Here is a 24,124-nt window from a genome sequence, read left to right as displayed (position 1 = left end):
GTCTGCGGGTTCGACGCGCGGTGGCGTCAGCTCGTCTGCACCGACCCGTCGACGTTGATGACGCCGGCGGCGATCAGGATGATCGAGAGCACCGTCAGCACGATGCTGATGATGCCCAGGATGAACCCGGCCTGGGCGAGACCGCGACCGCTGCCGTTGCCGGCGTCGATCTCCTTCTTCGCGCTGTTGCCGAGGATCAGCGCCGGGATGCCGGTGATGAAGCCGCAGCACAGGAGGCCGAGGATGCCGAGCACGAGCGCCCAGATCGCCTTCTTGTTCGTGCCCTGGGGTGCGCCACCGTAGCCGGGGCCGCCGTAGCCGGGGCCGCCGTAGCCCGGCGGCGGAGGCGGCGGGGCACCGTAGCCCGGGGGCTGGGCGCCGTAGTTCGGCGGCTCGGCGCCGGTGGGCGGCGGTTCGTTGTAGCTCATCGTCTCCCTCTCGTGGATGGTCGGTCCGCGTCGCAGGGGTGGGGTGTTCACCCGCGACACCGGATGCTCGGACCCTAACGTGGGCGTGACAGACTCGGGGACGTCCCACCCCGCGAGGAGTCCACCCCTGATGTCCGTACTCGACGAGATCGTCGCCGGGGTCCGCCTCGACCTCGAGGCCCGCCGTGCCGGCGTCCCCGAGGCCGACGTGCGGGCCGCGCTGGCCGACGTCGACCCGCCGCGCGACCCCATGCCCCACTTCCGGGCGGCGGGCTCCAGCGTGATCGCCGAGGTCAAGCGCCGCTCGCCGAGCAAGGGACACCTCGCCGAGATCGCCGATCCCGCCGAGCTCGCGGCGCACTACGCCGCCGGCGGCGCCGCGGCGATCAGCGTGCTCACCGAGCAGCGGCGCTTCGGCGGCAGCCTCGACGACCTGCGCGCGGTCCGTGCGGCCGTCGACGTCCCGGTGCTGCGCAAGGACTTCATCGTCGAGGAGTACCAGCTCCTCGAGGCCCGAGCCGCCGGCGCCGACCTCGCCCTGCTCATCGTCGCTGCACTGGACGACGACCGGCTGCGCGCCCTGCACGAGTACGCCCGCGAGCTCGGGCTCACCGTGCTCGTGGAGGTGCACGACGAGGCCGAGACCGAGCGGGCGGTGGCGCTGGGCGCCGAGCTGATCGGCGTCAACGCCCGCAACCTCAAGACCCTCGCGGTCGACGACGCCACTTTCGGGCGTCTCGCACCGCTCATCCCCGACGACCGGGTGAAGGTCGCGGAGTCCGGCATCACCGGACCCCAGGACGTCCGGCGCTTCGTCGCCGAGGGGGCCCGCGTGGTCCTCGTCGGCGAGGCGCTGGTGAAGGACGGGGACCCCGAGGGCGGGGTCCGCTCGATGACGGGAGTGACGGCATGACCCTCCATTCCGATCCCGAGACGGCTGTGGCCGAGCAGTTCCTGCAGGGCGGTCGGTTCGAGGCCGACGCCCAGGGCTGGTTCGGCGGCTTCGGCGGCCGCTTCATGCCCGAGGCGCTCATCGCGGCCCTCGACGAGCTGACCGTCGCCTGGCACGAGGCCATGGCCGACCCCGCCTTCACCGCCGAGTTCGAGCAGGTGCTGCGCGAGTACGCCGGCCTGCCCTCGCCGCTGTTCCACGCCACGCGGCTCTCCGAGCGGGTCGGCTGCCGGGTCCTGCTCAAGCGGGAGGACCTCAACCACACCGGCGCGCACAAGATCCGCAACGTGCTCGGCCAGGCGCTGCTCACCAAGCGGATGGGCAAGAAGCGCGTCATCGCCGAGACCGGCGCCGGCCAGCACGGCGTCGCCAGCGCCACGGCCGCCGCGTACTTCGGCCTCGACTGCACGGTCTACATGGGCGCCGTCGACACCCGTCGTCAGGCGCTCAACGTCGCCCGCATGCGCCTCCTCGGCGCCCAGGTGGTGCCGGTCGAGTCCGGTAGCGCCACGCTGAAGGACGCCATCAACGAGGCGATGCGCGACTGGGTCGCCAGTGTCGACCACACCGCCTACCTGTTCGGCACCGCGGCTGGTCCGCACCCGTTCCCGAGCATGGTGGGCGCCTTCACGCGCGGCATCGGCGACGAGGCGCGCGCCCAGTGCCTCGAGCAGTACGGCGTCCTGCCCGACGCCATCGCCGCCTGCGTCGGCGGCGGTTCGAACGCCATCGGCCTGTTCACCGCCTTCCTCGACGACCCGGAGGTCGCGATCTACGGGTTCGAGGCCGGAGGAGAGGGCGTCGAGACCCCGCGCCACGCGGCGACGATCCACGCGGGTGCCACCGGCGTCCTGCACGGCGCACGCACCTACGTGCTCCAGGACGACGACGGGCAGACCGTCGAGTCGCACTCGATCTCCGCGGGGCTCGACTACCCCGGTGTCGGGCCGCAGCACGCGCATCTGGCCGCCATCGGTCGCGCCACCTACGTGCCGGTCACCGACGACGAGGCGATGCAGGCGCTCTCGCTGCTCAGCCGCACCGAGGGCATCATCCCGGCCATCGAGTCGGCGCACGCGATCGCCGGTGCGCTGCGGGTCGCCGAGGAGCTCGCGGCGACCAAGGGCCCCGACGCCACCGTGCTGATCAACCTCAGCGGCCGCGGCGACAAGGACATGGGCACCGTGATGGAGTACTTCGGACTCGGCGACGAGGCCGCCCAGTGAGCGTGCGGGCCGCCTTCGACACCGCTCGCGACGAGGGCCGCGCGGCCCTCGTCGGCTACCTGCCGGCCGGGTTCCCCGACGTGCCCGGCGCCATCGACGCGCTGACGGCGATGGTCGACGCCGGCTGCGACGTCATCGAGATCGGCCTGCCCTACACCGACCCGGTGATGGACGGCCCGACGATCCAGGCCGCCGCCCAGATCGCGCTCGACGGCGGGGTGCGCACCGCCGACGTGCTGCGCACGGTCGAGGCGGTGGCGGCCACCGGCGTCCCGACGGTGATCATGACCTACTGGAACCCCGTCGAGCGGTACGGCGTCGAGCGGTTCGCCACCGACCTGGCCAACGCCGGGGGAGCCGGCCTGATCACCCCCGACCTCACTCCCGACTTCGCACCGGAGTGGATCGAGGCCGCCGACGCCCGCGACCTCGACAAGATCTTCCTGGTGGCGCCGTCCTCGACCGACGAGCGCATCGCCTACACCACCGCCGCCAGTCGCGGGTTCGTCTACGCCACCGCCGTCATGGGCGTCACGGGCGCCCGCACGACCACGAGCGATCTCGCCGGCCCGTTGGTCTCGCGCACGCGGGCGGCCGTCGAGCAGCAGGGCACGGGTCTGCCGGTCGGCGTCGGCCTGGGCGTCAGCAACGGCGCGCAGGCGGCCGAGGTCGCCGCCTACGCCGACGGCGTCATCGTGGGCTCGGCGTTCGTCCGCTGCCTGCTCGACCACGCCGACGACCGCGCCACGGGTCTCAAGGCGCTGCGTGAGCTGACCGAGGATCTCGCCCGCGGCGTCCGTCGTGCGTAGGCCGGCGGCGCTCGCGGCCCTCGGGCTGCTCCTGCCGGCGCTGCTCGCCGGCTGCGGCGGCTCGGCCTCGGGTGACGGCGGCTCCTTCGCCGGGTCGAAGGTCGATCCGCCCTTCACCGTCGCCCCCATCACCCTCACCGACACCGCAGGCGACTCCTACGAGCTCGCCGACGGCGGCGGCACCGGCGCGAAGCTGACCCTCGCCTTCTTCGGCTACACCCACTGCCCCGACGTGTGCGGTCTGGTGATGGGCAACCTCGCGGCCGCCATGACCCGGCTCTCGGAGTCCGACCGCGAGCAGGTGCAGGTCGTCTTCGTGACCACCGATCCGGCCCGTGACGACGAGCAGGTGCTGCGCCGCTACCTCGACCGGCTCGACCCCGACTTCGAGGGGCTCACCGGCGACCTCGACGACATCGCCGCCCTCGGGAAGTCGGTGGCTGTCGGCGTCACCGACGGCCAGAAGCTGCCCAGCGGCGGCTACGACCTCAACACCCACAGCACGCAGGTCACCGGCATCGAGGACGGCGAAGCGCCGGTCTTCTGGAGCCAGAGCACCTCGGCGGCCCAGTTCGCCGCCGACATCCACACCGTCCTCACCCAGGGGGTCCCGTGATCGACCTCGCGGCGGGCGTGCTCCCGCTGAGCATCCCGAGCCCCAGCCAGGGCGTGTGGCACCTCGGGCCGTTCCCGATCCGCGGGTACGCCCTCTCGATCATCCTCGGCATCGTCGTGGCGATCGTGATCGCCGAACGCCGGTGGGTGGCGCGCGGGGGCCGGCTGGGGGAGATCCAGGACCTCGCGATCTGGGCGGTGCCCTTCGGCCTGGTCGGCGGCCGGCTCTACCACGTGGCCACGGATCACGACCTCTACTTCGGCGAGGGCCGCAACCCCGTCACGGCGCTCTACATCTGGCGCGGCGGGCTGGGCATCTGGGGCGCGGTCGCGCTCGGTGCCCTCGGTGTGTTCATCGGTGCGCGGCGTGCCGGCATCCGTCTGCCGCCCGTGCTCGACGCCATCGCCCCCGCGGTGCTGGTCGCCCAGGGCATCGGCCGCTGGGGCAACTGGTTCAACCAGGAGCTCTTCGGCAAGCCCACCGACCTGCCGTGGGGCCTGGAGGTCAGTCCGGCCACGGCCGCCGAGTACGGCTACGACCCCGGGACGACGTTCCACCCGACGTTCCTCTACGAGTGCCTGTGGGACCTCGGCGCCTTCGGGTTCGTGATCTGGGCCGACCGCCGCTTCCGCCTCGGCGGTGGGCGGGTCGTGGCCCTCTACGTGATGGCCTACACGCTGGGCCGCGGTTGGATCGAGATGCTGCGCATCGACAACGTCGAGCTCTCCGACGTCGGCGGCCTGCGGTTCAACGTCTGGACCTCGATCGTGCTGTTCGTGCTGGCCGGCATCTACTTCGTGGTGGCCACCCGTCGCGGGCTGACCCGCGAGAGCGAGGTGTACCTCCCGGGCCGCGGTCCGGACGCCGAGGAGGCGCAGGAGGCCGGTGCCGAGGCCGGTGCCGGGGCCCGTTCCGAGGCCGGTTCCGCGGCCGGTGCCGAGGTCGATCCGGAGCCGGCGGACGACGACGTCCCGCCTGCCGCCGAACCCGAGACATCCACCACGTAGACAGGGCCTTCGGTGGTTCCGTAACCGGGTGGTAATCTTCGAGGCACCCGCTCGGGCCAACGCCGTCCCCTGCTTCGTTCCACCAGCAGCCGACCAGGCTTCTCTGCAACCGACGACGGGAGTTCCCGGTGCCCTACTCGCACGCCTTCCCGCCGCCGCAGGGGTTGTACGACCCGGTCCACGAGCACGATGCGTGCGGTGTGGCCTTCGTCGCGACCCTGACCGGCGTCGCCAGCCACGACATCGTGGCCAAGGCGCTCACCGCCCTGCGCAACCTCGACCACCGAGGCGCGGCCGGCGCTGAGATCAACTCCGGCGACGGCGCCGGCATCCTCATGCAGGTGCCGGACGCGTTCCTGCGCGAGGTCACGGCCGAGCTCGGCCTCGAGCTCCCCGCCCAGCACAACTACGCCGTCGGCACGGCCTTCCTGCCCGGCGACGACGAGCACGTCGCCGCCACCGTGGCGCGCATCGAGGAGATCGCCGCCGAGGAGGGCCTGACGGTCGTCGGGTGGCGCGACGTTCCCGTCGACCCCTCGATCCTCGGCTCGGCCGCGCTCGGCGTCATGCCGCAGTTCCGCCAGCTGTTCGTCGCAGGCGCCACCCAGCGGGTCACCGGCATGCAGCTGGAGCGGATGGCGTTCTGCCTGCGCAAGCGCGCCGAGCGTGAGACCGACGTCTACTTCCCCTCGCTCTCCTCGCGCACGCTCGTCTACAAGGGCATGCTCACCACCGACCAGCTCGACCGCTTCTTCCCCGACCTGGTCGACGAGCGCATCGCCTCGGCGCTGGTCGTCGTCCACTCGCGGTTCTCGACCAACACCTTCCCGAGCTGGCCGCTGTCGCACCCGTTCCGGTTCATCGCCCACAACGGCGAGATCAACACCGTCATGGGCAACCGCAACTGGATGCGGGCCCGCGAGGCGCTGCTCGCCAGCGACCTCATCCCCGGCGATCTCGAGCGGCTCTACCCGATCTGCACCCCGGGCGCCTCCGACTCCGCCTCCTTCGACGAGGTGCTGGAGCTGCTGCACATGGGCGGCCGTTCGCTGCCGCACGCCGTGCTCATGATGATTCCCGAGGCGTGGGAGAACCACACCGAGATGGACCCCGCCCGCCGGGCGTTCTACGAGTTCCACTCCAGCCTCATGGAGCCGTGGGACGGCCCCGCGTGCGTCGTGTTCACCGACGGCGACCAGATCGGCGCCGTGCTCGACCGCAACGGCCTGCGCCCCTCGCGCTACTGGGTCACCGACGACGGCCTCGTCGTCCTGGCCTCCGAGGTGGGCGTGCTCGACATCGACCCCGCGACCGTCGTCCGCAAGGGCCGCCTCCAGCCGGGCCGCATGTTCCTCATCGACACCGACGAGCACCGCATCATCGAGGACGAGGAGATCAAGTCCGAGCTCGCCGCCGAGCACCCGTACGCCGAGTGGCTGCACGCGGGCCTGGTGAACCTCACCGACCTCCCCGACCGCGAGCACGTGGTGCACACGCACGCCTCGGTCACCCGTCGTCAGCAGGTCTTCGGCTACACCGAGGAGGAGCTGCGCGTCCTGCTCACGCCGATGGCCAACACCGGCGCCGAGCCGATCGGCTCGATGGGCACCGACACCCCGATCGCGGCCCTCTCGGAGAAGCCGCGGCTGCTCTTCGACTACTTCGCGCAGCTGTTCGCGCAGGTCACCAACCCGCCGCTCGACGCCATCCGCGAGGAGCTCGTCACCTCGCTGAACGGCACGATCGGCCCGGAGTCGAACCTGCTCGAGCCGACGCCGGCGTCCTGCCGCCAGGTCGTGCTGCCCTTCCCGGTCATCTCCAACGACGACCTCGCGAAGATCCGGCACATCAACCGCGACGGCGACATGCCCGGCTTCATCACCCACGTCTCCCGCGGCCTGTACGAGGTCGAGGGCGGCGGCGCGGCGATGGCGGCCCGCATCGAGGAGATCTGCGCGGAGGTCAGCGGTGCGATCGCCGAGGGCGCCCGCATCATCGTGCTCTCCGACCGGCACAGCACCGCCGAGCTCGCCCCGATCCCGTCGCTGCTGCTCACCGCGGCCGTGCACCACCACCTCGTCCGCGAGAAGACCCGTACCCAGGTCGGCCTGCTCGTCGAGGCCGGCGACGTCCGCGAGGTCCACCACGTCGCGCTCCTGGTCGGGTACGGCGCCGCCGCGGTCAACCCCTACCTGGCCATGGAGTCCGTCGAGGACCTCGCCCGCGAGGGGTACTACGTCACCACCGAGCCCGAGGTGGCGGTCAAGAACCTCATCAAGGCGCTCGGCAAGGGCGTGCTGAAGGTCATGTCCAAGATGGGCGTCTCGACGGTCGCCTCCTACACCGGCGCGCAGATCTTCGAGGCCGTCGGCCTCTCCCAGGAGCTCGTCGACGCCTACTTCACCGGCACCACCTCCAAGCTCGGCGGCATCGGCATCGACGTCGTCGCCGAGGAGGTCGCCCGGCGCCACCACACCGCCTACCCGCGCGGCGGCATCGCGCCCGCCCACCGCGAGCTGCAGATCGGCGGCGAGTACCAGTGGCGCCGCGAGGGCGAGCCGCACCTGTTCGACCCCGAGACCGTCTTCCGCCTCCAGCACGCCACGCGCGCCGGACGCTACGACGTCTTCAAGCAGTACACCGAGCGGGTCAACGAGCAGTCCGAGCGGCTGATGACGCTGCGCGGCCTGTTCACCTTCAAGGACGCCGGCGAGACCGGTCGCACCCCGGTGCCGCTCGACGAGGTCGAGTCGGTGGCCTCGATCGTCAAGCGGTTCTCCACCGGCGCGATGTCCTACGGCTCGATCTCGGGCGAGGCCCACGAGACCCTCGCGATCGCCATGAACCGGTTGGGCGCGAAGTCCAACACCGGTGAGGGCGGCGAGGACCCCGAGCGCCTCCACGACCCCGAGCGCCGCAGCTCCATCAAGCAGGTCGCCTCGGGCCGGTTCGGCGTCACCGCCGAGTACCTCACCAACGCCGACGACATCCAGATCAAGATGGCGCAGGGCGCGAAGCCCGGCGAGGGCGGTCAGCTGCCGGGCAACAAGGTCTACCCGTGGGTGGCCAAGACCCGGCACAGCACCCCCGGCGTGGGCCTCATCAGCCCGCCGCCGCACCACGACATCTACTCGATCGAGGACCTCGCCCAGCTGATCCACGACCTCAAGAACGCCAACCCGGCGGCACGGGTCCACGTGAAGCTGGTCTCCGAGGTCGGTGTCGGCACCGTCGCCACCGGCGTCTCCAAGGCGCACGCCGACGTCGTCCTGATCTCCGGTCACGACGGCGGCACGGGCGCCTCGCCGCTCACCTCGCTCAAGCACGCGGGCGGTCCCTGGGAGCTGGGTCTCGCCGAGACCCAGCAGACGCTCCTGCTGAACGGCCTGCGCGACCGCATCGTCGTCCAGACCGACGGCCAGCTCAAGACCGGTCGCGACGTCGTGATCGCCGCTCTGCTGGGCGCCGAGGAGTTCGGTTTCGCGACCGCGCCCCTGGTGGTCTCGGGCTGCATCCTCATGCGGGTCTGCCACCTCGACACCTGCCCGGTGGGCGTCGCGACGCAGAACCCCGTGCTGCGCCAGCGGTTCTCGGGCAAGCCCGAGTTCGTCGTGAACTTCTTCGAGTACATCGCCGAGGAGGTGCGCGAGATCCTGGCCGAGCTGGGCTTCCGCACCCTCGACGAGGCCATCGGCCAGGTCGGCGCGCTCGACGTCTCGCGCGCCGTCGACCACTGGAAGGCCTCCGGTCTCGATCTCACGCCGATCCTGCACGCGCCCGACCTGTCGGCCTTCCCCGATCAGGACCTGCGCTGCACCAAGACCCAGGACCACGGCATCGAGCGCTCGCTCGACGTCACGACCCTGGTGCCGCTGGCCGAGCCGGCCCTCGAGCGCGGCGAGCCCGTGCGCGCCCAGGTAGAGATCCGCAACGTCAACCGCACCGTCGGCACGATCCTCGGCCACGAGGTCACCAAGCGGTACCGCGGAGAGGGTCTGCCCGAGGGCACGATCGACATCACCTTCACCGGCTCGGCCGGCCAGTCGTTCGGTGCGTTCCTGCCGCGCGGCATCACGCTGCGCCTCGAGGGCGACGCCAACGACTACGTCGGCAAGGGACTCTCGGGCGGCCGCATCGTCGTTCGCCCCGACCGCACCGCGCCGTTCAAGTCCAACGAGCAGATCATCGCCGGCAACACCATCGCCTACGGTGCCACCTCGGGGAACATCTTCCTCCGGGGTGGGGTCGGCGAGCGCTTCGCGGTCCGCAACTCCGGTGCCAGCGTCGTCACCGAGGGTGTGGGCGACCATGGCTGCGAGTACATGACCGGCGGCCGGGTCGTCGTCCTGGGCAAGACCGGTCGCAACTTCGCGGCCGGCATGTCCGGCGGCATCGCCTGGGTGCTCGACCTCAAGCCGTTCCGGGTCAACACCGAGCTCGTCGAGCTCGGTCCGGTCGCCCAGCACGCCGACGAGCTCCACGACCTCGTGCGCCAGCACTTCGAGGAGACCGGGTCGGAGGTCGCCGAGGAGCTGCTGGCCGACTGGGAGACCGCGCTGACCCGTTTCACCGAGGTCATGCCGCGCGACTACCGGATCGTGCTGGAGGCCAAGGCGAAGGCCGAGGCCGACGGTCTCGACGAGGCCGAGATCGCCAACGCGATGATGGAGGCCCTCCATGGCTGAGCGCCGTCCCGTCGTCCGTCCCGCATCGCGACTCCGAGTGGAGGAGGTGGCCAGCCGTGGCTGACCCCAAGGGCTTTCTGAAGGAGGGGCGCCAGGTCGCGTCCCGTCGTCCGGTCGAGGAGCGCGTCCAGGACTGGAACGAGGTCTACCCCGACGGCATCGGCAAGGCGCTGCTGCCCATCATCACGCCGCAGGCGAGCCGCTGCATGGACTGCGGCATCCCGTTCTGCCACCAGGGCTGCCCGCTGGGCAACATCATCCCCGAGTGGAACGACCTGGTCTGGCGCCAGGACTGGGAGGGCGCGATCGAGCGCCTGCACGCGACCAACAACTTCCCGGAGTTCACCGGTCGCCTCTGCCCGGCCCCCTGCGAGACCGCCTGCGTGCTGGGCATCAACCAGGACCCCGTGACCATCAAGAACGTCGAGGTCTCGATCATCGACAAGGCGTGGGAGTCCGGCTTCGTGCGGCCCCAGCCGCCGGAGTGGCTCTCGGGCAAGACCGTCGCGGTCATCGGCTCGGGTCCGGCCGGCCTCGCGGCCGCCCAGCAGCTGACCCGGGCCGGCCACACCGTCGCGGTCTACGAGCGGGCCGACAAGATCGGCGGCCTGCTGCGCTACGGCATCCCCGAGTTCAAGATGGAGAAGAAGCACCTCGACCGGCGCCTGGACCAGATGCGTCGCGAGGGCACGGTCTTCCGGGCCGGTGTCGACGTGGGCACCCAGATCACCGGCGACCAGCTGCGCGACCGCTACGACGCCGTCGTCCTTGCCATCGGCGCCACCGAGGCCCGCGACCTCCCGGTGCCCGGCCGTGAGCTCGGCGGCATCCACCAGGCGATGGAGTTCCTGCCGCAGGCCAACCGCGTCGCGCTGGGGGAGACCGTCGAGGGCCAGATCCTGGCCACCGGCAAGCATGTCGTCATCATCGGCGGCGGCGACACCGGTGCCGACTGCCTCGGCACCTCGATCCGCCAGGGCGCGGCCTCGGTCACGCAGCTGGAGATCATGCCGCAGCCGACCACCGAGCGGCCCTCGGGCCAGCCGTGGCCGACCTACCCGATGACCTTCCGGGTCTCCTCGGCCCACGAGGAGGGCGGCGACCGCGTGTACGCCGTCTCGACGAAGGAGTTCATCGGCGACGAGGCCGGCAACGTCAAGGAGCTGCGCTTGGTCGAGGTCAGCTTCGAGGGCGGGAAGCTCGTCGAGCACGAGGGCACCGAGCGGGTCATCCCGGCCGAGCTCGTGCTCTTCGCGATGGGCTTCCTCGGCCCCGAGAAGCCGGGTCTGCTCGAGCAGCTGGGCGTCGAGCTCGACGCGCGCGGCAACGTCGTCCGCGGTTCCGACTACCAGTCGAGCGTGCCGGGCGTCTTCGTCGCCGGCGACGCCGGCCGCGGTCAGTCGCTCATCGTGTGGGCGATCGCCGAGGGCCGCGCCGCGGCCTCGAAGGTCGACGCGTTCCTCACCGGCAGCACCGACCTGCCGGCGCCGGTGCGCCCGACCGACCGCCCGCTCGTCGTCTGAGCACGCCGAGACGCCGTTTGGACGGGCGTGCGGGGGAGCCCCCGCACGCCCGTCGTCGGTTTCCGGTGCGAGTCAAACAGCCATACAGAGCCAGCGCAGAAACGCTGCACCGCGGTGTTGTGGATTGTCGCTCGACCTCCGCTGGGCTCCTGGACCGAGCAACGCGATGCATGCTGGGCGCGTGACGGACCCCGAGGTTGGCTGCCTTACGCACAGGTCCGCTCACAGCGTGGCGCACTCGGTGACCAGGACCCCAGAGGCCGAGATCTGATCAGTTCCCTCAATGTCGGCGCCGCCGACGATGCGACTCGGAACGAAGTGCGAGGCCCCTCCTCTCCAAGGTCCAACAGCGAATCGTGTTGCCGACACACCGGCCATGCGAGCCGATCCAGCGAGGAGCCGCTCCTCGGCCGTGGGGATCCCGGCTCCCCTTGCCCGTCGTCAGGGCATGCACGTCCACGTGACGACATGAGCAGGATGCTGCGGTCGGCGATTTGAGAATTGCGCGCAAGGGCGCTGTATCACTTTCCCTGAGCCTGATGGGGTTGGCGGCGGTCGATCGGGTGGGACTCGAAAATTCAGGAAATTCCAAGGTGCTTGACCATGGACCGTTTAGTGTCCTGTGAGCTAAGTTCCGAAAGTCGAAGTTGGATATTCGGAGGGAGTACACAGGTGAAACGTCTGATTGCCTTTACGTTGTCCGTATTGCTGGCATTAGGGGGTGCTGTGCTCTTGGCGCCGCAGCCCGCGAGCGCCGACACGGCACAGCCGATTTACAAGTGTTTTCAAGGGGCGGATACATGGACCGTCTCCTCCCCTTCCGTCTGCTACAAGCAGTGGGGCGACGTAGTCCGCGTCTACAGCACCTGGGATACGGGGCAGCACGGCTTCGCGGATATGGGCCGCATCCGCGCCTTGGCGAATACGACGACGAATTGCAATGCCACCTGCCTGTTCGACCAGTGCAAGTCGAACTGGTGGTGCGGCGTCGTGCTGGGCGGCGCTGTGTGGGACCTCGCCAAGAAGTACGGACTATGGGCACTTGCGGTGTTGCTTGCTGACTAGCCATCTGGGAGGAATATGGTGGATCTGCTGCCGGATTCATCTGGAGTTGTCACAACACAAGTGCCGCGATTCGACATGCATGATTCGCCGTGACGGATGATTCCTTGGGGGCCCCGCAAGCCGACGCCGACTGTCGGATTTGTGGGGCCCTCTCATCTCGGAGACGTGAGCGGCGATGAAATCCAGGGTTACTTCGCCCTGAGTCTTTGATGCGGGAATCGAATCGTGCGTAGGAAGCGATTGTCACGTCAGAGCCATTCGCACTGGGCTATGGAATTCGATGACTGCGGTGATTTGTGATTCCAGTTGTCTCGGCACGACTTTCGTGGAGACATGACGGTGGGGCTCGTTCGTCGCGGTCCGTGTTCGGAGAGGTGTGATCTCCAGACCCGGATGGTTGCCCTGACTCGATTGGTTCGCCGCGCTTGACGCAGGTTGGCTAGCGACGGGGGCCCGCCCGACTCCGGTTGGTCTGAGTCCAACGGGTGGACCATCAAAGGCTACGTGGGGAGTCCCCTGCGGGTCCGTCTGCGTTTCCGGGACGTTACCGCCGGGTTCGTTAGAACGATCCAATGTCGGTCGCTAGGGTGGCGGCGTGCGTAGAGCGAAGATCGTGTGCACCCTCGGTCCTGCGGTGTCCTCACCGCGGCGGATCCGCGAACTGGTGTACGCCGGGATGGACGTCGCCCGGCTGAACATGAGCCATGGCAGCCACGAGGACCACGCCGAGGCCTACCGCCTCGTGCGCGAGGCCTCCGACGCGAGCGGTCACGGGGTCGGCATCTTCGCCGACCTCCAGGGGCCGAAGATCCGACTGGAGACCTTCGCCGACGGCCCGGTCATCCTGCGCCGCGGCCAGGAGTGGACCATCACCACCCGCGACGTCCCCGGCGACGCGACCGTCTGCGGAACGACCTACAAGGGACTGCCCGGCGACGTCAGCGTCGGCGACCCGCTGCTCATCGACGACGGCCGCATCCGGCTGCGCGTCACCGACGTCAACGGACCCGACGTCCGCACCGAGGTGCTCGTCGGCGGCAAGGTCAGCAACCACAAGGGCATCAACCTGCCGGGTGTCGCGGTGTCGGTGCCGGCGCTGTCGGAGAAGGACGAGGAGGACCTCCGCTTCGCGTTGAAGCTCGGGGTCGACTTCATCGCCCTCAGCTTCGTCCGCGACGGCGAGGACGCCGGTGACGTGCGGCGGATCATGGACGAGGTCGGGGTCCGGCTGCCGGTGATCGCCAAGATCGAGAAGCCGCAGGCCATCGACAACCTCGACGACATCATCGAGTCCTTCGACGGCTTCATGGTCGCCCGCGGCGACCTCGGCGTGGAGTGTCCGCTGGAGGAGGTCCCGTTCCTGCAGAAGGAGATCATCCGCAAGGCGCGCCTCAACGCCAAGCCGGTCATCGTGGCCACCCAGATGCTCGACTCGATGATCGGCAACCCGCAGCCGACCCGCGCCGAGACCTCCGATGTCGCCAACGCCGTCCTCGACGGCGCCGACGCCGTCATGCTCTCCGGCGAGACCAGTGTGGGGGAGTACCCGGTGCACACCGTGGAGACGATGGCGCGCATCGTGGCGGCGACCGAGCGCCATGCCTTCGACGCCGGCGACCTCGCGCCCATCGACTGGGACCCCCACACCAAGCCCGGCGTCATCGCCAAGGCGGCCGAGGAGGTCGCCGAGCGCATCGGCGCCAAGTACGTCGTCGCCTTCACCCAGAGCGGCGACTCCGCGCGCCGGATGTCGCGGCTGCGCGGGCCGATCCCGCTCCTGGCCTTCACGCCGGAGGCGCGGGTGCGGTCCCAGCTCGCGCTGTCCTGGGGCGTGGAGACCTTCAAGACCTCGCCTGTCGAGCACACCGACGAGATGGTGCGCCAGGTCGACGAGCAGCTGCTGCGCATCGGTCGCGTCCAGGAGGGCGACCTCGTCGTCATCATCGCGGGCGCCCCTCCGGGGATCCCCGGCTCGACCAACGCCCTGCGCATCCACCGGATGGGCGACGCCATCAACGAGGTGGCGCCCGCCTACCGTCGCGAGGGCTGACGCCGACCGGCCGACCGGCGAGCGGCCTGGTCGCCTGATGCGGGCGAGTACCCCGGGTCGGATTCGAACCGACACTGGACGGTGTTTGAGACCGTTGCCTCTGCCGTTGGGCTACCGGGGCGGGACCTCGCAGAGGCTACCGGAGGCTCCGCTCACCCCCGCACGCGCCCGCACTCGCGCATTGTCTATCGGATCGCTAGACTTTCGGGCAGTCGACGAGACGAGGGGGTGGACGGTGCGACGGTTCCGGGCCTGGGCGCGTGCCAGCAACGATCGGGCGATCAGCAACGCCCGCGCGGCGGCCATCGAGTGCGCCCGCCGCGGCGTCGAGCGACGTGAGGTCGAGCTCTACCTCGAACGCCGTTCCGCTGACGGCCGCGGCGTTGCGTCCGTCACCCGTCGCCGGGCCTGACCCGCGGGGACCGCGCGCCCGATAGCCTTACGCGCGTGAGCCAGGAGAGCACGCCCCGCACCGTGGTCATCGCCGAGGACGAGGTGCTGATCCGGATGGATCTGGCCGAGATGCTCGGCGAGGAGGGCTACCAGGTGGTCGGCCAGGCCGGCGACGGCCAGACCGCGATCGAGCTCGCCGAGCAGCTGCGACCCGACCTGGTCATCCTCGACGTCAAGATGCCGGTGCTCGACGGGATCGCCGCCGCCGAGGCGATCGCGAAGCAGCGCATCGCGCCGGTCGTCATCCTCACCGCCTTCTCCCAGCGCGACCTCGTCGAGCGGGCACGGGACGCCGGCGCCATGGCCTACCTGGTCAAGCCGTTCTCCCAGACCGACCTCGTGCCGGCCATCGAGATGGCGGTCAGCCGCTTCTCCGAGCTCGCCGCGCTCGAGGGCGAGGTCGCCGACCTCACCGAGCGGCTCGAGACCCGCAAGGCCGTCGACCGCGCGAAGGGCATCCTCCAGCAGCAGCTGCACCTCTCCGAGCCCGAGGCGTTCCGCTGGATCCAGAAGACCGCCATGGATCTGCGCCTCTCGATGCGCCAGGTCGCCGAGGGCGTCGTCGAGCACGGACCGGCGATCGCCGCGGAATAGCGGCGGTGCCGTCGTCTCGGAGGATCCTGCGGCGACGTCGGCGGAGATCAGGTCACATTTCGACAAAGTCCATACCGGACCGATCGAATGCTTGCCGCCGGGCCCCGAGGTGCCACTAGGTTGTCGGCCATCGATAGTCGATTCCTCCGAGCTCCCACGCCCGGAGGACCGTGAGCCTGACGGAGGCACATCATGATCCGCTTCTCCAAGCCTGCCCGTGCGCTGGCTGTTGTGGCCGTCGCCGGACTGGCGCTGTCCGCGTGCGGCAGCGACGACTCCAGCGACACCCCCGACGCAGCCGCTTCCAGCAGCGGCGGTGGCGCGAGCGCCTTCTGTGGCAAGAACATCGCGTTCCTCGGCGCCCTCACCGGCGACGCCGGTGCCCTCGGCCAGAACATGGTCAACGGCATCGAGCTCGCTCTGAAGGAGCACAACGACAAGAACGCCGACTGCCAGGTCAACCTGAAGAAGTTCGACTCCCAGGGCAGCCCCGACAACGCCCCGGGTCTGGCGACCCAGATCGTCAACGACGACACCATCTTCGGTCTCGTCGGCCCGGGCTTCTCGGGTGAGTCGCTCGCCACCGGCAAGACCTTCTTCGAGGCCGGTCTGCCTTCGATCTCGCCCTCGGCCACCAACGTGACCATCACCCAGCAGGGCTGGACCACCTGGCACCGCGTCATCGGCAACGACGACGCCCAGGGCGCTGCCGACGCGCAGTACCTCACCGGCACCGCCGGCGCGACGAAGGTCTTCGTCGTCGACGACGGCCAGGACTACTCCAAGGGTCTGGCCGGCAAGGTCAAGGACTCGCTCGGCGACGCGCTGGCCGGCGACGACCAGATCTCGGTCGGCGACACCAACATGTCGGCCGTCGTCCAGGCTGTGAAGTCCGCCGGTGCCGACGCCGTCTTCTACGGTGGCTACTACACCGAAGCCGGTCTGCTCGTGAAGCAGCTGCGCCAGGGCGGCTTCACCGGCACGTTCATGTCCGGTGACGGCTCGGAGGACCCGTCCTTCGTCAAGGTCGCCGGTGCGGACGCCGCCGAGGGCGCCGTCCTCTCGGCCCCCGCGGGCCCGCCGCCGGCCGACTTCGGTGCGACCGGTCTCTACTCGACCCAGGCCTACGACGCGACCAACATCTTCCTGGCCGCCGTCGACTCGGGCGTCTCCGACGCCCAGGCTCTCAACGAGTTCATCGGCAGCTACACGGGCACCGGCGTCAGCGGTCCGATCGCCTTCGACGAGAACGGCGACATCACGGAGTCCAAGATCTACGCCTACTTCGTGAAGGACGGCAAGCTCGACGTCGACAACCCCGAGGTCATCGAGTGATCGAGGCCTGACGGCTTCTGACCACGCGTCGGAGCCGGGGTGTTACCACCCCGGCTCCGACGCATCAGTTCGGCGGAGGGTGAGCCCGTGCATCTGGACGCGCTGTTCGGCAGCTTCGACAATTTCCTGAGCTACACCACAGGTGGGCTCGTCTTCGGCGCGATCTATGCGCTGGTGGCGCTGGGCTACACGATGGTCTACGGCGTCCTGCAACTGATCAACTTCGCCCACTCCGAAGTCTTCATGTTCGGCACCTTCGGCATGGCGTGGACCTTCTACTTCCTCCACGGCTCCGAACCTGTCACCTGGAGCCTGGGGAGGGCGGCCCCGATGCTGCTCGCCTCGCTCGTGGTGGCGATGGCGGTGTCAGCAGGCATCGCTCTCCTGCTCGAACGGGTGGCGTACCGCCCCCTCATCAACAAGAACGCCCCCAAGCTGATCGCGCTGATCTCCGCGATCGGCGCCTCCTTCGCCCTCGCCGAGGCGATGGGCCTGCGCGACCGGTTCGCCTCGTGGGTCGGGCTCGACGACGACCTCGCCAACTACGTCTCGCCCGAGAAGGCGCGTGACGTCTACTCCAACCCGGTCACGATCCAGCCGCACAACCTCTTCGACGTCGGCGGCTACTCGATCACCGACGTCGACCTCGTCGTCGTCCTGGCCGCCATCTTGATGATGGTCGCGCTCGACCAGTTCGTGCGTCGCACCCGGTTCGGCCGTGGCATCCGCGCCACCGCCCAGGACCCCGAGTCCGCCGCCCTCATGGGCGTCAACTCCACCCGCGTCGTCCAGATGACCTTCCTCATCGGCGGCCTGATGGCCGGTGTCGCCGCCACGCTCTACATGATGAAGATCGGTTCCACCCGCCAGAACGCCGGCTTCATCCTCGGCGTCAAGGCCTTCACCGCCGCCGTCATGGGCGGCATCGGCAACCTGCGCGGAGCGCTCCTGGGTGGGCTCATCCTCGGTGTCATGGAGAACTGGGGTTCCGCGGTCTTCGGTCCCAACTGGAAGGACGTCACCGCCTTCGTCCTGCTGGTCCTGATCCTCCTCGTGCGACCCTCCGGGTTGCTCGGCGAGGCCCTCGGAAAGGCGCGCGCATGAGCACCTCCACCCAGCCGCCGGTCGGCACCTGGCGCAACCCGCTGCGCGCGGTCGGTTCGTGGTGGGACGGCGTCGTGGACGGCTACGCCCGTCAGCCGCTGCCGGTGAAGGCGCTCGTGGTCGCCGTCGCGATCGCCCTCGCCTACGCCCTGCCGCTGCTGCGTCCGCCGATCCTGACGACCAACTCGATCGACTTCGGCGGCGTCATGTTCCGTGTTGCGGCGTTCGCGCTCATCGCGCTCGGTCTCAACATCGTGATCGGGTACGCCGGTCTGCTCGACCTCGGATACGTGGGCTTCTACGCGGTCGGCGCGTACACCACGGCCGTCCTGACCGTGTACCACGGCAGCTGGCCGTTCTTCCTGGCGCTGCCGGTCGCCGTCGTGGTGACCATGATCAGCGGCGTCCTGCTCGGCGCCCCCACCCTGCGGGTGCGCGGCGACTACCTCGCGATCGTGACGCTCGGCTTCGGTGAGATCATCCGCATCACCGTGAAGAACGTCGGCTGGCTCGGTTCCTCGGCCGGTATCAAGGACATCCCGCACCCGAACAACATCGGCCCCGATCCGGTGTTGCCCTACGACAAGGGCGGATTGTTCGCGATCCCGCGTCTGGAGTGGAACGGCTTCACGCCGTCCCTCGACCACGACCACGCGACGAGGTTCCTCATCTTCGGTGCACTCGACGCGGTGCCCTACTACTGGCTGATCCTGACCGCGCTGATCCTCGTGGTGATCGGCGACCGGCTGATCAAGAACAGCCGCGTCGGTCGCGCGTGGGAAGCTACCCGCGAGGACGAGGACGCCGCCGAGCTGATGGGCGTGCCGACCTTCAAGTACAAGCTGATGGCCTTCGCCCTCGGTGCCGCGATCGGCGGACTGTCCGGGTCCTTCTACGCCAGCGGTCAGGGCGGCTACATCAGTCCCGACTCCTTCCCGCTACTGCTCTCGATGCTCTTCGTCGCCGCGGTCATCGTCGGTGGATCGGGCAACCGGTGGGGCGCGATCGCCGGCGGCGCCATCGTCGCCTACCTGCCCGAGCGCTTCCGCGACTTCGCCGACTACCGCCTGCTCGTGTTCGGTCTGGCGCTGACGGTGCTGGCGGTCTGGCGTCCGGAGGGCCTGCTGCCACCACGTCGTGCCAGACGGGCGAAGCAGGCGGAGGCCGAGATCGAGGCGCTCGAGGACGGCGAACTGGAGGAGACGACCCATGGCTGACCGCAAGGCGATCCTCGAGGTCCAGAACGCCACCTTGAAGTTCGGTGGACTCACCGCGCTGAACGAGGTCAGCTTCGACATCAAGGAGGGCGAGATCCTCGGCCTCATCGGGCCGAACGGCGCCGGCAAGACCACCTGCTTCAACGCGATGACCGGCGTCTACCAGCTGACGTCGGGCCAGATCCGCTTCGATGGCCAGCCCCTGGCCCGTATGAAGCGCAACAAGATCACCAAGCTCGGCATCGCGCGCACGTTCCAGAACATCCGCCTCTTCAAGGCGATGACGGTGCTCGAGAACGTGATGGTCGGCGCCGACGCCCACAGCAAGGTGAGCTTCGTCGAGGCGTTGTTCCGGCTGCCGCGGCACCGCCGCACCGAGGCCGAGTCGATCGAGCGCGCCAAGGAACTGCTCGACCTGGTCGGCATCAAGGCCCGTCACGACGAGCTCGCCTCCAACCTCTCCTACGGCGATCAGCGTCGCCTGGAGATCGCCCGGGCGATGGCGACCAACCCCAAGCTGCTCTGCCTCGACGAACCGGCGGCCGGCTTCAACCCCGCCGAGAAGCAGCGCCTCATGGAGCTGATCCGCAAGGTCCGCGACAACGGGTACACCGTGCTGCTGATCGAGCACGACATGCGCTTGGTCATGGGCGTCACCGACCGGATCGTCGTCCTGGAGTTCGGGCGCAAGATCGCCGAGGGCACGCCCGAGGAGATCCGCGACAACCCCGCCGTCATCGCCGCCTACTTGGGAGTGGATGAAGAAGATGCTTCTTGAGGTCGAGGGCCTGTGCGTGAACTACGGCCACATCGAGGCGATCCGCGACGTCACCTTCAGCGTGGAGGAGGGCACCGTCGTGACCCTCATCGGCGCGAACGGTGCCGGTAAGACGACGACGATGAAGACCCTCTCGGGTCTGCGCAAGGTGCGCGCCGGCCGCGTGATGTTCGACGGGAAGGACATCACGCACCTGCCTCCGTACGAGCGGGTCAAGCTCGGGCTGAGCCAATCCCCGGAGGGTCGCGGCATCTTCCCCGGCATGACGGTGCGCGAGAACCTCGACATGGGTGCCTACGTCCGTTCGGACAAGGCCGAGATGGCCAAGGACTTCGACCGGGTGATGGCGCTCTTCCCGCGTCTGGAGGAGCGCATCAGCCAGTTCGCCGGCACCATGTCCGGCGGAGAGCAGCAGATGCTCGCCATCGGCCGCGCGCTCATGGCGCGCCCGCGCGTCGTCCTGCTCGACGAGCCGTCGATGGGTCTGGCCCCCAAGCTGATCCAGCAGATCTTCTCGATCATCACGGAGATCAACGAGCAGGGCACCACGGTGCTCCTCGTCGAGCAGAACGCGGCCCAGGCGCTCAAGCGGGCCCACACCGCCCACGTGCTCGAGACCGGCGAGATCGTGCGCTCCGGCACGGGCGCCGAGCTGGCCGGCGACGACTCGGTCAAGGCGGCCTACCTCGGCGGCGACGTCTAGGCCGAGGCGACGACGCCGAGCTGCTCGCGCACCGTGCGCGCGGCGGCACGGCCGGCGCGGTTCGCGCCGATCGTGCTGGCCGAGGGGCCGTAGCCGACCAGTTGCACCCGGGGATCGGCGACCGACGTGACTGTCGATCCGGACCCCGGCCGACCGGTGAGCGCGATCCCGCCCGCCGGGCTGCGCAGCCGCAGCGGCGCCAGGTGTTCGACCGCGTAGCGGAAGCCGGTGGCCCACAGGATCACGTCGACCTCCTCGGCGCTCCCGTCGTCCCAGACGACCCGGTCGGGTTCGATCCGGCTGAACATCGGACGCCGGTCGCGGTAGACGCCGAGTTCCTCCGCGGCCCGCTCCTGCTCGCGCAGTTGCAGACCGGTGACGCCGACGACGCTGGTGGGCGGTAGCCCCTGCCGGACGCGCTCCTCGACCTCGCCGACGATCGCGAGTCCGACCTCGGGAGTGAACGGGCCGGTGCGCCAGACCGGGGGGCGTCGGGTCACCCACACGGCCCGGGCCGCCACGGGTGCGATCGCCCCCAGCAGTTGCACGGCCGACGCACCGCCCCCGACCACCACCACCCGGCGTCCGCGGAAGTGCCCGGCGCCGGGGTAGTCGGCGGTGTGGAGCTGATCGCCCGCGAAGGTCTCGCGACCCGGGTAGTAGGGGAGGAAGGGCCGGGTCCAGGTGCCGGTGGCGTTCACCAGGGTGCGCGATCGCCAGACCCGGCCGTCCCGCGACGTGCTCACCAGCGCCCCGTCGACGTCCTCGACCCGGTCGATCAGCACCGGCCGCACGATCGGCAGACGATGGCTGCTCTCGTAGGCGGCGAAGTACTCCGGCACCACGCGGTTGGCCGGCTCGTCCTCGTGGCCGGCGGGACGCTCGTCGCCGGGCAGCTCGGCGATGCCATGGACGTCGTGCATCGTCAGCTCGTCCCACCGGTGCTGCCAGGCGCCGCCCGGGGCTGCGTTCGCGTCGAGGACGACGTGCCGGACCCCCGTACGGGTCAGGTGGTAGGACGCCGAGAGTCCGGCCTGGCCGGCACCGATGACGAGGCTGTCGAGGACGTCCACGCCCTCCTCAACCGGCGAGGACGAGGGAGTGTTCCAGTTCCGGCCTCGACACGCACGTCGCGACCTCGTTCCTCGCTCGCGGCGCTGCTCGACCTCCTCCGACGACGCCGCCGGCGCTTCGCGCCCGGCTGCTGTCAGAGGACTTTCGAGAGGAACGACTGGGTGCGCTCGTGGTGGGGGTTGCCCAGCACCTCGCGCGGGTCGCCCTCCTCGACGATGACGCCGCCGTCCATGAAGACCAGCTTGTCGCCGACCTCGCGCGCGAAGCCCATCTCGTGGGTGACGACCATCATCGTCATGCCCTCCGAGGCGAGTTCCTTCATGGTGGCGAGCACGTCGCCGACCAGTTCGGGGTCGAGCGCCGAGGTCGGCTCGTCGAAGAGCATCATGTCGGGGTCCATCGAGAGCGCCCGGGCGATGGCGACGCGCTGCTGCTGGCCGCCGGAGAGGTGCGCCGGGTAGGCGTCCTCCTTCTCCGAGAGGCCGACCTTGGCGAGGTTGCGTCGGGCGATCTCGACCGCTTCGTCCTTGCCGCGCCCCTTCACCCGCTGCTGGGCGATGCACAGGTTGCGCAGCACGCTCATGTGCGGGAAGAGGTTGAACTGCTGGAAGACCATCCCGATGCGCGAACGCACGGCGTTGAGGTCGGTCTCGGGGTCGCAGATGTCGATGCCCTCGACGAGGATGCGGCCCGAGGTCGGCTCCTCCAGACGGTTCACGCACCGCAGCAGGGTCGACTTGCCCGATCCGGACGGACCGATGACGCAGACGACCTGACCCGCGTCGACCCGGAAGTCGATGCCCTTGAGCACCTCGTTCTGACCGTAGTACTTGTGCAGCTGCTCGACCTGGATGGCGGGGACGGCGTTCATCGGGCTGCCTTCTGCTGGCGGGATTCGAGGTACGCGACGAGACGAGTGCTCGGGACGGCGATGACGAGATACACCACCGCGACCGCGATGAGCGGTGTCGCGTTCGCGTAGCTCGTGAGACCGCTCTGGCCGAAGGAGGTCAACTCCTGCTGGCTGAAGAGGAATCCACCGACGCTCAAGAGCGAGGTGTCCTTGATGAGCAGGACGAACTCGTTGGTCAGGGGCGGGATCACGATCCGGATCGCCTGCGGAAGGGTGATCGAGACGAGGGTCCAGAAGCTGCCCATACCCAGAGACGCTGCCGCCTCGGTCTGGCCCTTCGGAACCGCCTGGATTCCGGCCCGGAGCGTCTCCGCCATGTACGCCGAGGACACCATGATGAGCGCGATGATCCCGGCCCCGACATTGCCGCCGGGCGGAGTCCACTGGAATGCCAACGGCACGCCGAACGCCATCAGAAGGATGACGACAAGAGCAGGCAGGCCACGGAAGAACTCGATGTAGGCGGTTGCGAGCCACCGGTACAACCGCAGAGGCGAGAGCTTCATGAGCGCGAGCACCAGCGCCAGTGCGAGGCCGCCGGCGAAGGACAGCACCGTGTACTTGATCGTGTTGACGGCTGCGATCGTCACGATATCCGGCCAGAGCGCCTTGATCGTGTCGCTGTCGAAGAAGTTGACCCGGATGGCATGCCAATCGGCTGACAGGCCGATGGTCACCACCACCACCAGCAGGACGGCGTAGAGGCCGCCGTCCCGCAGGTGGCGTCGAGTGGAGCGCTTCACCTCAGTTGGTGGCGAAGTAGGAGTCGTAGATCTTCTGGTACTCGCCGTTGTCCTTGAGCGTGGTGAGCGCCTTGTCGACAGCCTCGATGAGGCCGGTGTTGGTCTTCTTCATGGCCAGGCCGTACTCCTCACCGGTGTCGTAGGTCTCGACGACCTTGAACTGTCCGGCTGCCTTGGGGTCGTTCTGGTGGTCGAGGTTGACCGGGAGGTCCTGGAGGATCGCGTCGATCTGTCCGGCCTTGATAGCCGCGTACATCTCGCCGTCGCTCGGGAAGACCACGATGTCGGCGTCGGAGGCGTTCTCGTTCGCGTAGGACTCGCCGGTGGTGCCCTTCTGCACGCCGACCTTCTTGCCGGCGAGATCGCCGATGCCGGCGATGGTCGAGTCCGAGGGGACGAGCAGCGACTGCTCGGAGGAGTAGTAGCCGTCGGAGAAGCCGATCTTCTCCTCGCGCTCCGGAGTGATGGTCATCGCGCTGGCGGCCATGTCGCACTGGTTCGAGTTGAGGGCCAGACCGCTCTGGAGCGCGTCGAAGGAGGAGTCCTTGATCGTGACCTTCAGGTCGAGCTCGGCCGCGATCGCGTTCACGATGTCGACATCGAAGCCCTTGAACCCGGTCGGCGCGGTCTTGTCGAAGTCCTCGAACGGCGGGTACGGGACGTCGGAGCACACCGAGAGCGTGCCGGCCGAGATCAGGCCGAGATCGGGGCCGGCCGAGGTGTCCTTCGCGGAGCTGCTGTCGTCGCCGCCGCAGGCGGTTGCGGTGAGCGCGAGGGCGGACAGGACGGCGGCTGCGAACGTGGCGCGGTGCGTGGGGCGAATCAGCATGGCTGCACCATAGACCCGCC

Annotated in this window: 21 protein-coding genes and 1 tRNA gene; 16 read left to right on the top strand and 6 right to left on the bottom strand. The window is 69.4% G+C overall.

Annotated elements, in window-relative coordinates; translation table 11 throughout:
• Nucleotides 1–26: 26 nt before the first annotated feature.
• Complete coding sequence (locus tag ABD671_RS00705; protein WP_344731262.1) at nt 27–428, bottom strand: DUF4190 domain-containing protein; 402 nt, start codon at nt 426–428, stop codon at nt 27–29.
• A 130-nt stretch (nt 429–558) separates the two neighbouring features.
• Between ABD671_RS00705 and trpC the strand changes: the two genes are divergently transcribed.
• The 9 genes from trpC (at nt 559) to pyk (ending at nt 14,361) form a co-directional block, all read left to right on the top strand.
• Complete coding sequence (gene trpC / locus ABD671_RS00700) at nt 559–1,341, top strand: indole-3-glycerol phosphate synthase TrpC (RefSeq protein ID WP_344731261.1); 783 nt, start codon at nt 559–561, stop codon at nt 1,339–1,341.
• Nucleotides 1,338–2,606, top strand: coding sequence for a tryptophan synthase subunit beta (gene trpB, locus ABD671_RS00695; protein ID WP_344731260.1), 1,269 nt, complete (start codon nt 1,338–1,340; stop codon nt 2,604–2,606). The genes trpC and trpB overlap by 4 nt, the downstream gene beginning before the upstream one ends.
• Nucleotides 2,603–3,415 (top strand): tryptophan synthase subunit alpha, encoded by an 813-nt coding sequence (gene trpA, locus ABD671_RS00690; RefSeq protein ID WP_344731259.1) that lies wholly within the window; start codon nt 2,603–2,605, stop codon nt 3,413–3,415. Before trpB ends, trpA begins: the two co-directional genes overlap by 4 nt.
• A complete protein-coding gene (locus ABD671_RS00685; protein ID WP_344731257.1) occupies nt 3,408–4,031 on the top strand; it encodes an SCO family protein in 624 nt (207 codons plus the stop codon). The genes trpA and ABD671_RS00685 overlap by 8 nt, the downstream gene beginning before the upstream one ends.
• Nucleotides 4,028–5,038: a prolipoprotein diacylglyceryl transferase gene (gene lgt / locus ABD671_RS00680; RefSeq protein WP_344731256.1), complete on the top strand. Its 1,011-nt coding sequence runs from the start codon at nt 4,028–4,030 to the stop codon at nt 5,036–5,038. The genes ABD671_RS00685 and lgt overlap by 4 nt, the downstream gene beginning before the upstream one ends.
• Before the next feature lie 128 nt (nt 5,039–5,166).
• The gene (gene gltB, locus ABD671_RS00675; RefSeq protein ID WP_344731255.1) at nt 5,167–9,723 is read left to right on the top strand and encodes a glutamate synthase large subunit; all 4,557 of its coding nucleotides are present in this window, start codon (nt 5,167–5,169) and stop codon (nt 9,721–9,723) included.
• Nucleotides 9,724–9,779: 56 nt separating this feature from the next.
• Nucleotides 9,780–11,246, top strand: a complete 1,467-nt coding sequence (locus ABD671_RS00670) for a glutamate synthase subunit beta (RefSeq protein ID WP_344731254.1) — start codon at nt 9,780–9,782, stop codon at nt 11,244–11,246.
• Between the two features lie 672 nt (nt 11,247–11,918).
• Nucleotides 11,919–12,311, top strand: coding sequence for a hypothetical protein (locus ABD671_RS00665; protein ID WP_344731253.1), 393 nt, complete (start codon nt 11,919–11,921; stop codon nt 12,309–12,311).
• Between the two features lie 595 nt (nt 12,312–12,906).
• On the top strand, nt 12,907–14,361 hold the full coding sequence (gene pyk, locus ABD671_RS00660; protein WP_344731252.1) for a pyruvate kinase: 1,455 nt from the start codon (nt 12,907–12,909) through the stop codon (nt 14,359–14,361).
• Between the two features lie 48 nt (nt 14,362–14,409).
• On the opposite strand, the gene ABD671_RS00655 is transcribed toward pyk, so the two are convergent.
• A tRNA-Leu gene (locus tag ABD671_RS00655) sits at nt 14,410–14,482 on the bottom strand.
• 114 nt (nt 14,483–14,596) lie between these two features.
• On the opposite strand from ABD671_RS00655, the gene ABD671_RS00650 reads away from it, so the two are divergent.
• The 7 genes from ABD671_RS00650 to ABD671_RS00620 all read left to right on the top strand — a co-directional run bounded on the left by ABD671_RS00650 (nt 14,597) and on the right by ABD671_RS00620 (nt 20,545).
• A complete protein-coding gene (locus ABD671_RS00650; protein WP_344731251.1) occupies nt 14,597–14,773 on the top strand; it encodes a hypothetical protein in 177 nt (58 codons plus the stop codon).
• Nucleotides 14,770–15,408, top strand: coding sequence for an ANTAR domain-containing response regulator (locus ABD671_RS00645; RefSeq protein ID WP_425574866.1), 639 nt, complete (start codon nt 14,770–14,772; stop codon nt 15,406–15,408). Before ABD671_RS00650 ends, ABD671_RS00645 begins: the two co-directional genes overlap by 4 nt.
• Nucleotides 15,409–15,600: 192 nt before the next feature.
• Entirely contained in the window at nt 15,601–16,743 is a 1,143-nt protein-coding gene (locus ABD671_RS00640) for a branched-chain amino acid ABC transporter substrate-binding protein (protein ID WP_344731249.1), read from the top strand.
• 87 nt (nt 16,744–16,830) lie between these two features.
• Nucleotides 16,831–17,847 (top strand): branched-chain amino acid ABC transporter permease, encoded by a 1,017-nt coding sequence (locus tag ABD671_RS00635; RefSeq protein WP_344731248.1) that lies wholly within the window; start codon nt 16,831–16,833, stop codon nt 17,845–17,847.
• A complete protein-coding gene (locus ABD671_RS00630; protein ID WP_344731247.1) occupies nt 17,844–19,064 on the top strand; it encodes a branched-chain amino acid ABC transporter permease in 1,221 nt (406 codons plus the stop codon). The genes ABD671_RS00635 and ABD671_RS00630 overlap by 4 nt, the downstream gene beginning before the upstream one ends.
• On the top strand, nt 19,057–19,842 hold the full coding sequence (locus tag ABD671_RS00625) for an ABC transporter ATP-binding protein (protein ID WP_344731246.1): 786 nt from the start codon (nt 19,057–19,059) through the stop codon (nt 19,840–19,842). Before ABD671_RS00630 ends, ABD671_RS00625 begins: the two co-directional genes overlap by 8 nt.
• On the top strand, nt 19,832–20,545 hold the full coding sequence (locus ABD671_RS00620) for an ABC transporter ATP-binding protein (protein WP_344731245.1): 714 nt from the start codon (nt 19,832–19,834) through the stop codon (nt 20,543–20,545). Before ABD671_RS00625 ends, ABD671_RS00620 begins: the two co-directional genes overlap by 11 nt.
• Here ABD671_RS00620 and ABD671_RS00615 read toward each other — a convergent pair.
• From ABD671_RS00615 to ABD671_RS00600, 4 genes are all read right to left on the bottom strand, one after another.
• A complete protein-coding gene (locus ABD671_RS00615; protein WP_344731244.1) occupies nt 20,542–21,618 on the bottom strand; it encodes an NAD(P)-binding domain-containing protein in 1,077 nt (358 codons plus the stop codon). The two genes, ABD671_RS00620 and ABD671_RS00615, sit on opposite strands and share 4 nt — an antisense overlap.
• Before the next feature lie 134 nt (nt 21,619–21,752).
• Entirely contained in the window at nt 21,753–22,490 is a 738-nt protein-coding gene (locus ABD671_RS00610) for an amino acid ABC transporter ATP-binding protein (protein WP_344731243.1), read from the bottom strand.
• On the bottom strand, nt 22,487–23,275 hold the full coding sequence (locus ABD671_RS00605) for an amino acid ABC transporter permease (protein WP_344731242.1): 789 nt from the start codon (nt 23,273–23,275) through the stop codon (nt 22,487–22,489). The genes ABD671_RS00610 and ABD671_RS00605 overlap by 4 nt, the downstream gene beginning before the upstream one ends.
• A 1-nt stretch (nt 23,276) precedes the next feature.
• The gene (locus ABD671_RS00600; protein ID WP_344731241.1) at nt 23,277–24,104 is read right to left on the bottom strand and encodes an ABC transporter substrate-binding protein; all 828 of its coding nucleotides are present in this window, start codon (nt 24,102–24,104) and stop codon (nt 23,277–23,279) included.
• Between the last annotated feature and the right edge of the window lie 20 nt (nt 24,105–24,124).

The sequence above is a fragment of the Nocardioides fonticola genome, from assembly GCF_039536805.1.
In the GTDB taxonomy this organism is placed as follows: Bacteria; Actinomycetota; Actinomycetes; order Propionibacteriales; family Nocardioidaceae; genus Nocardioides; species Nocardioides fonticola.
Note: the sequence above shows the minus strand (reverse complement) of the source record. Positions and strands in the feature narration are given on the sequence as shown.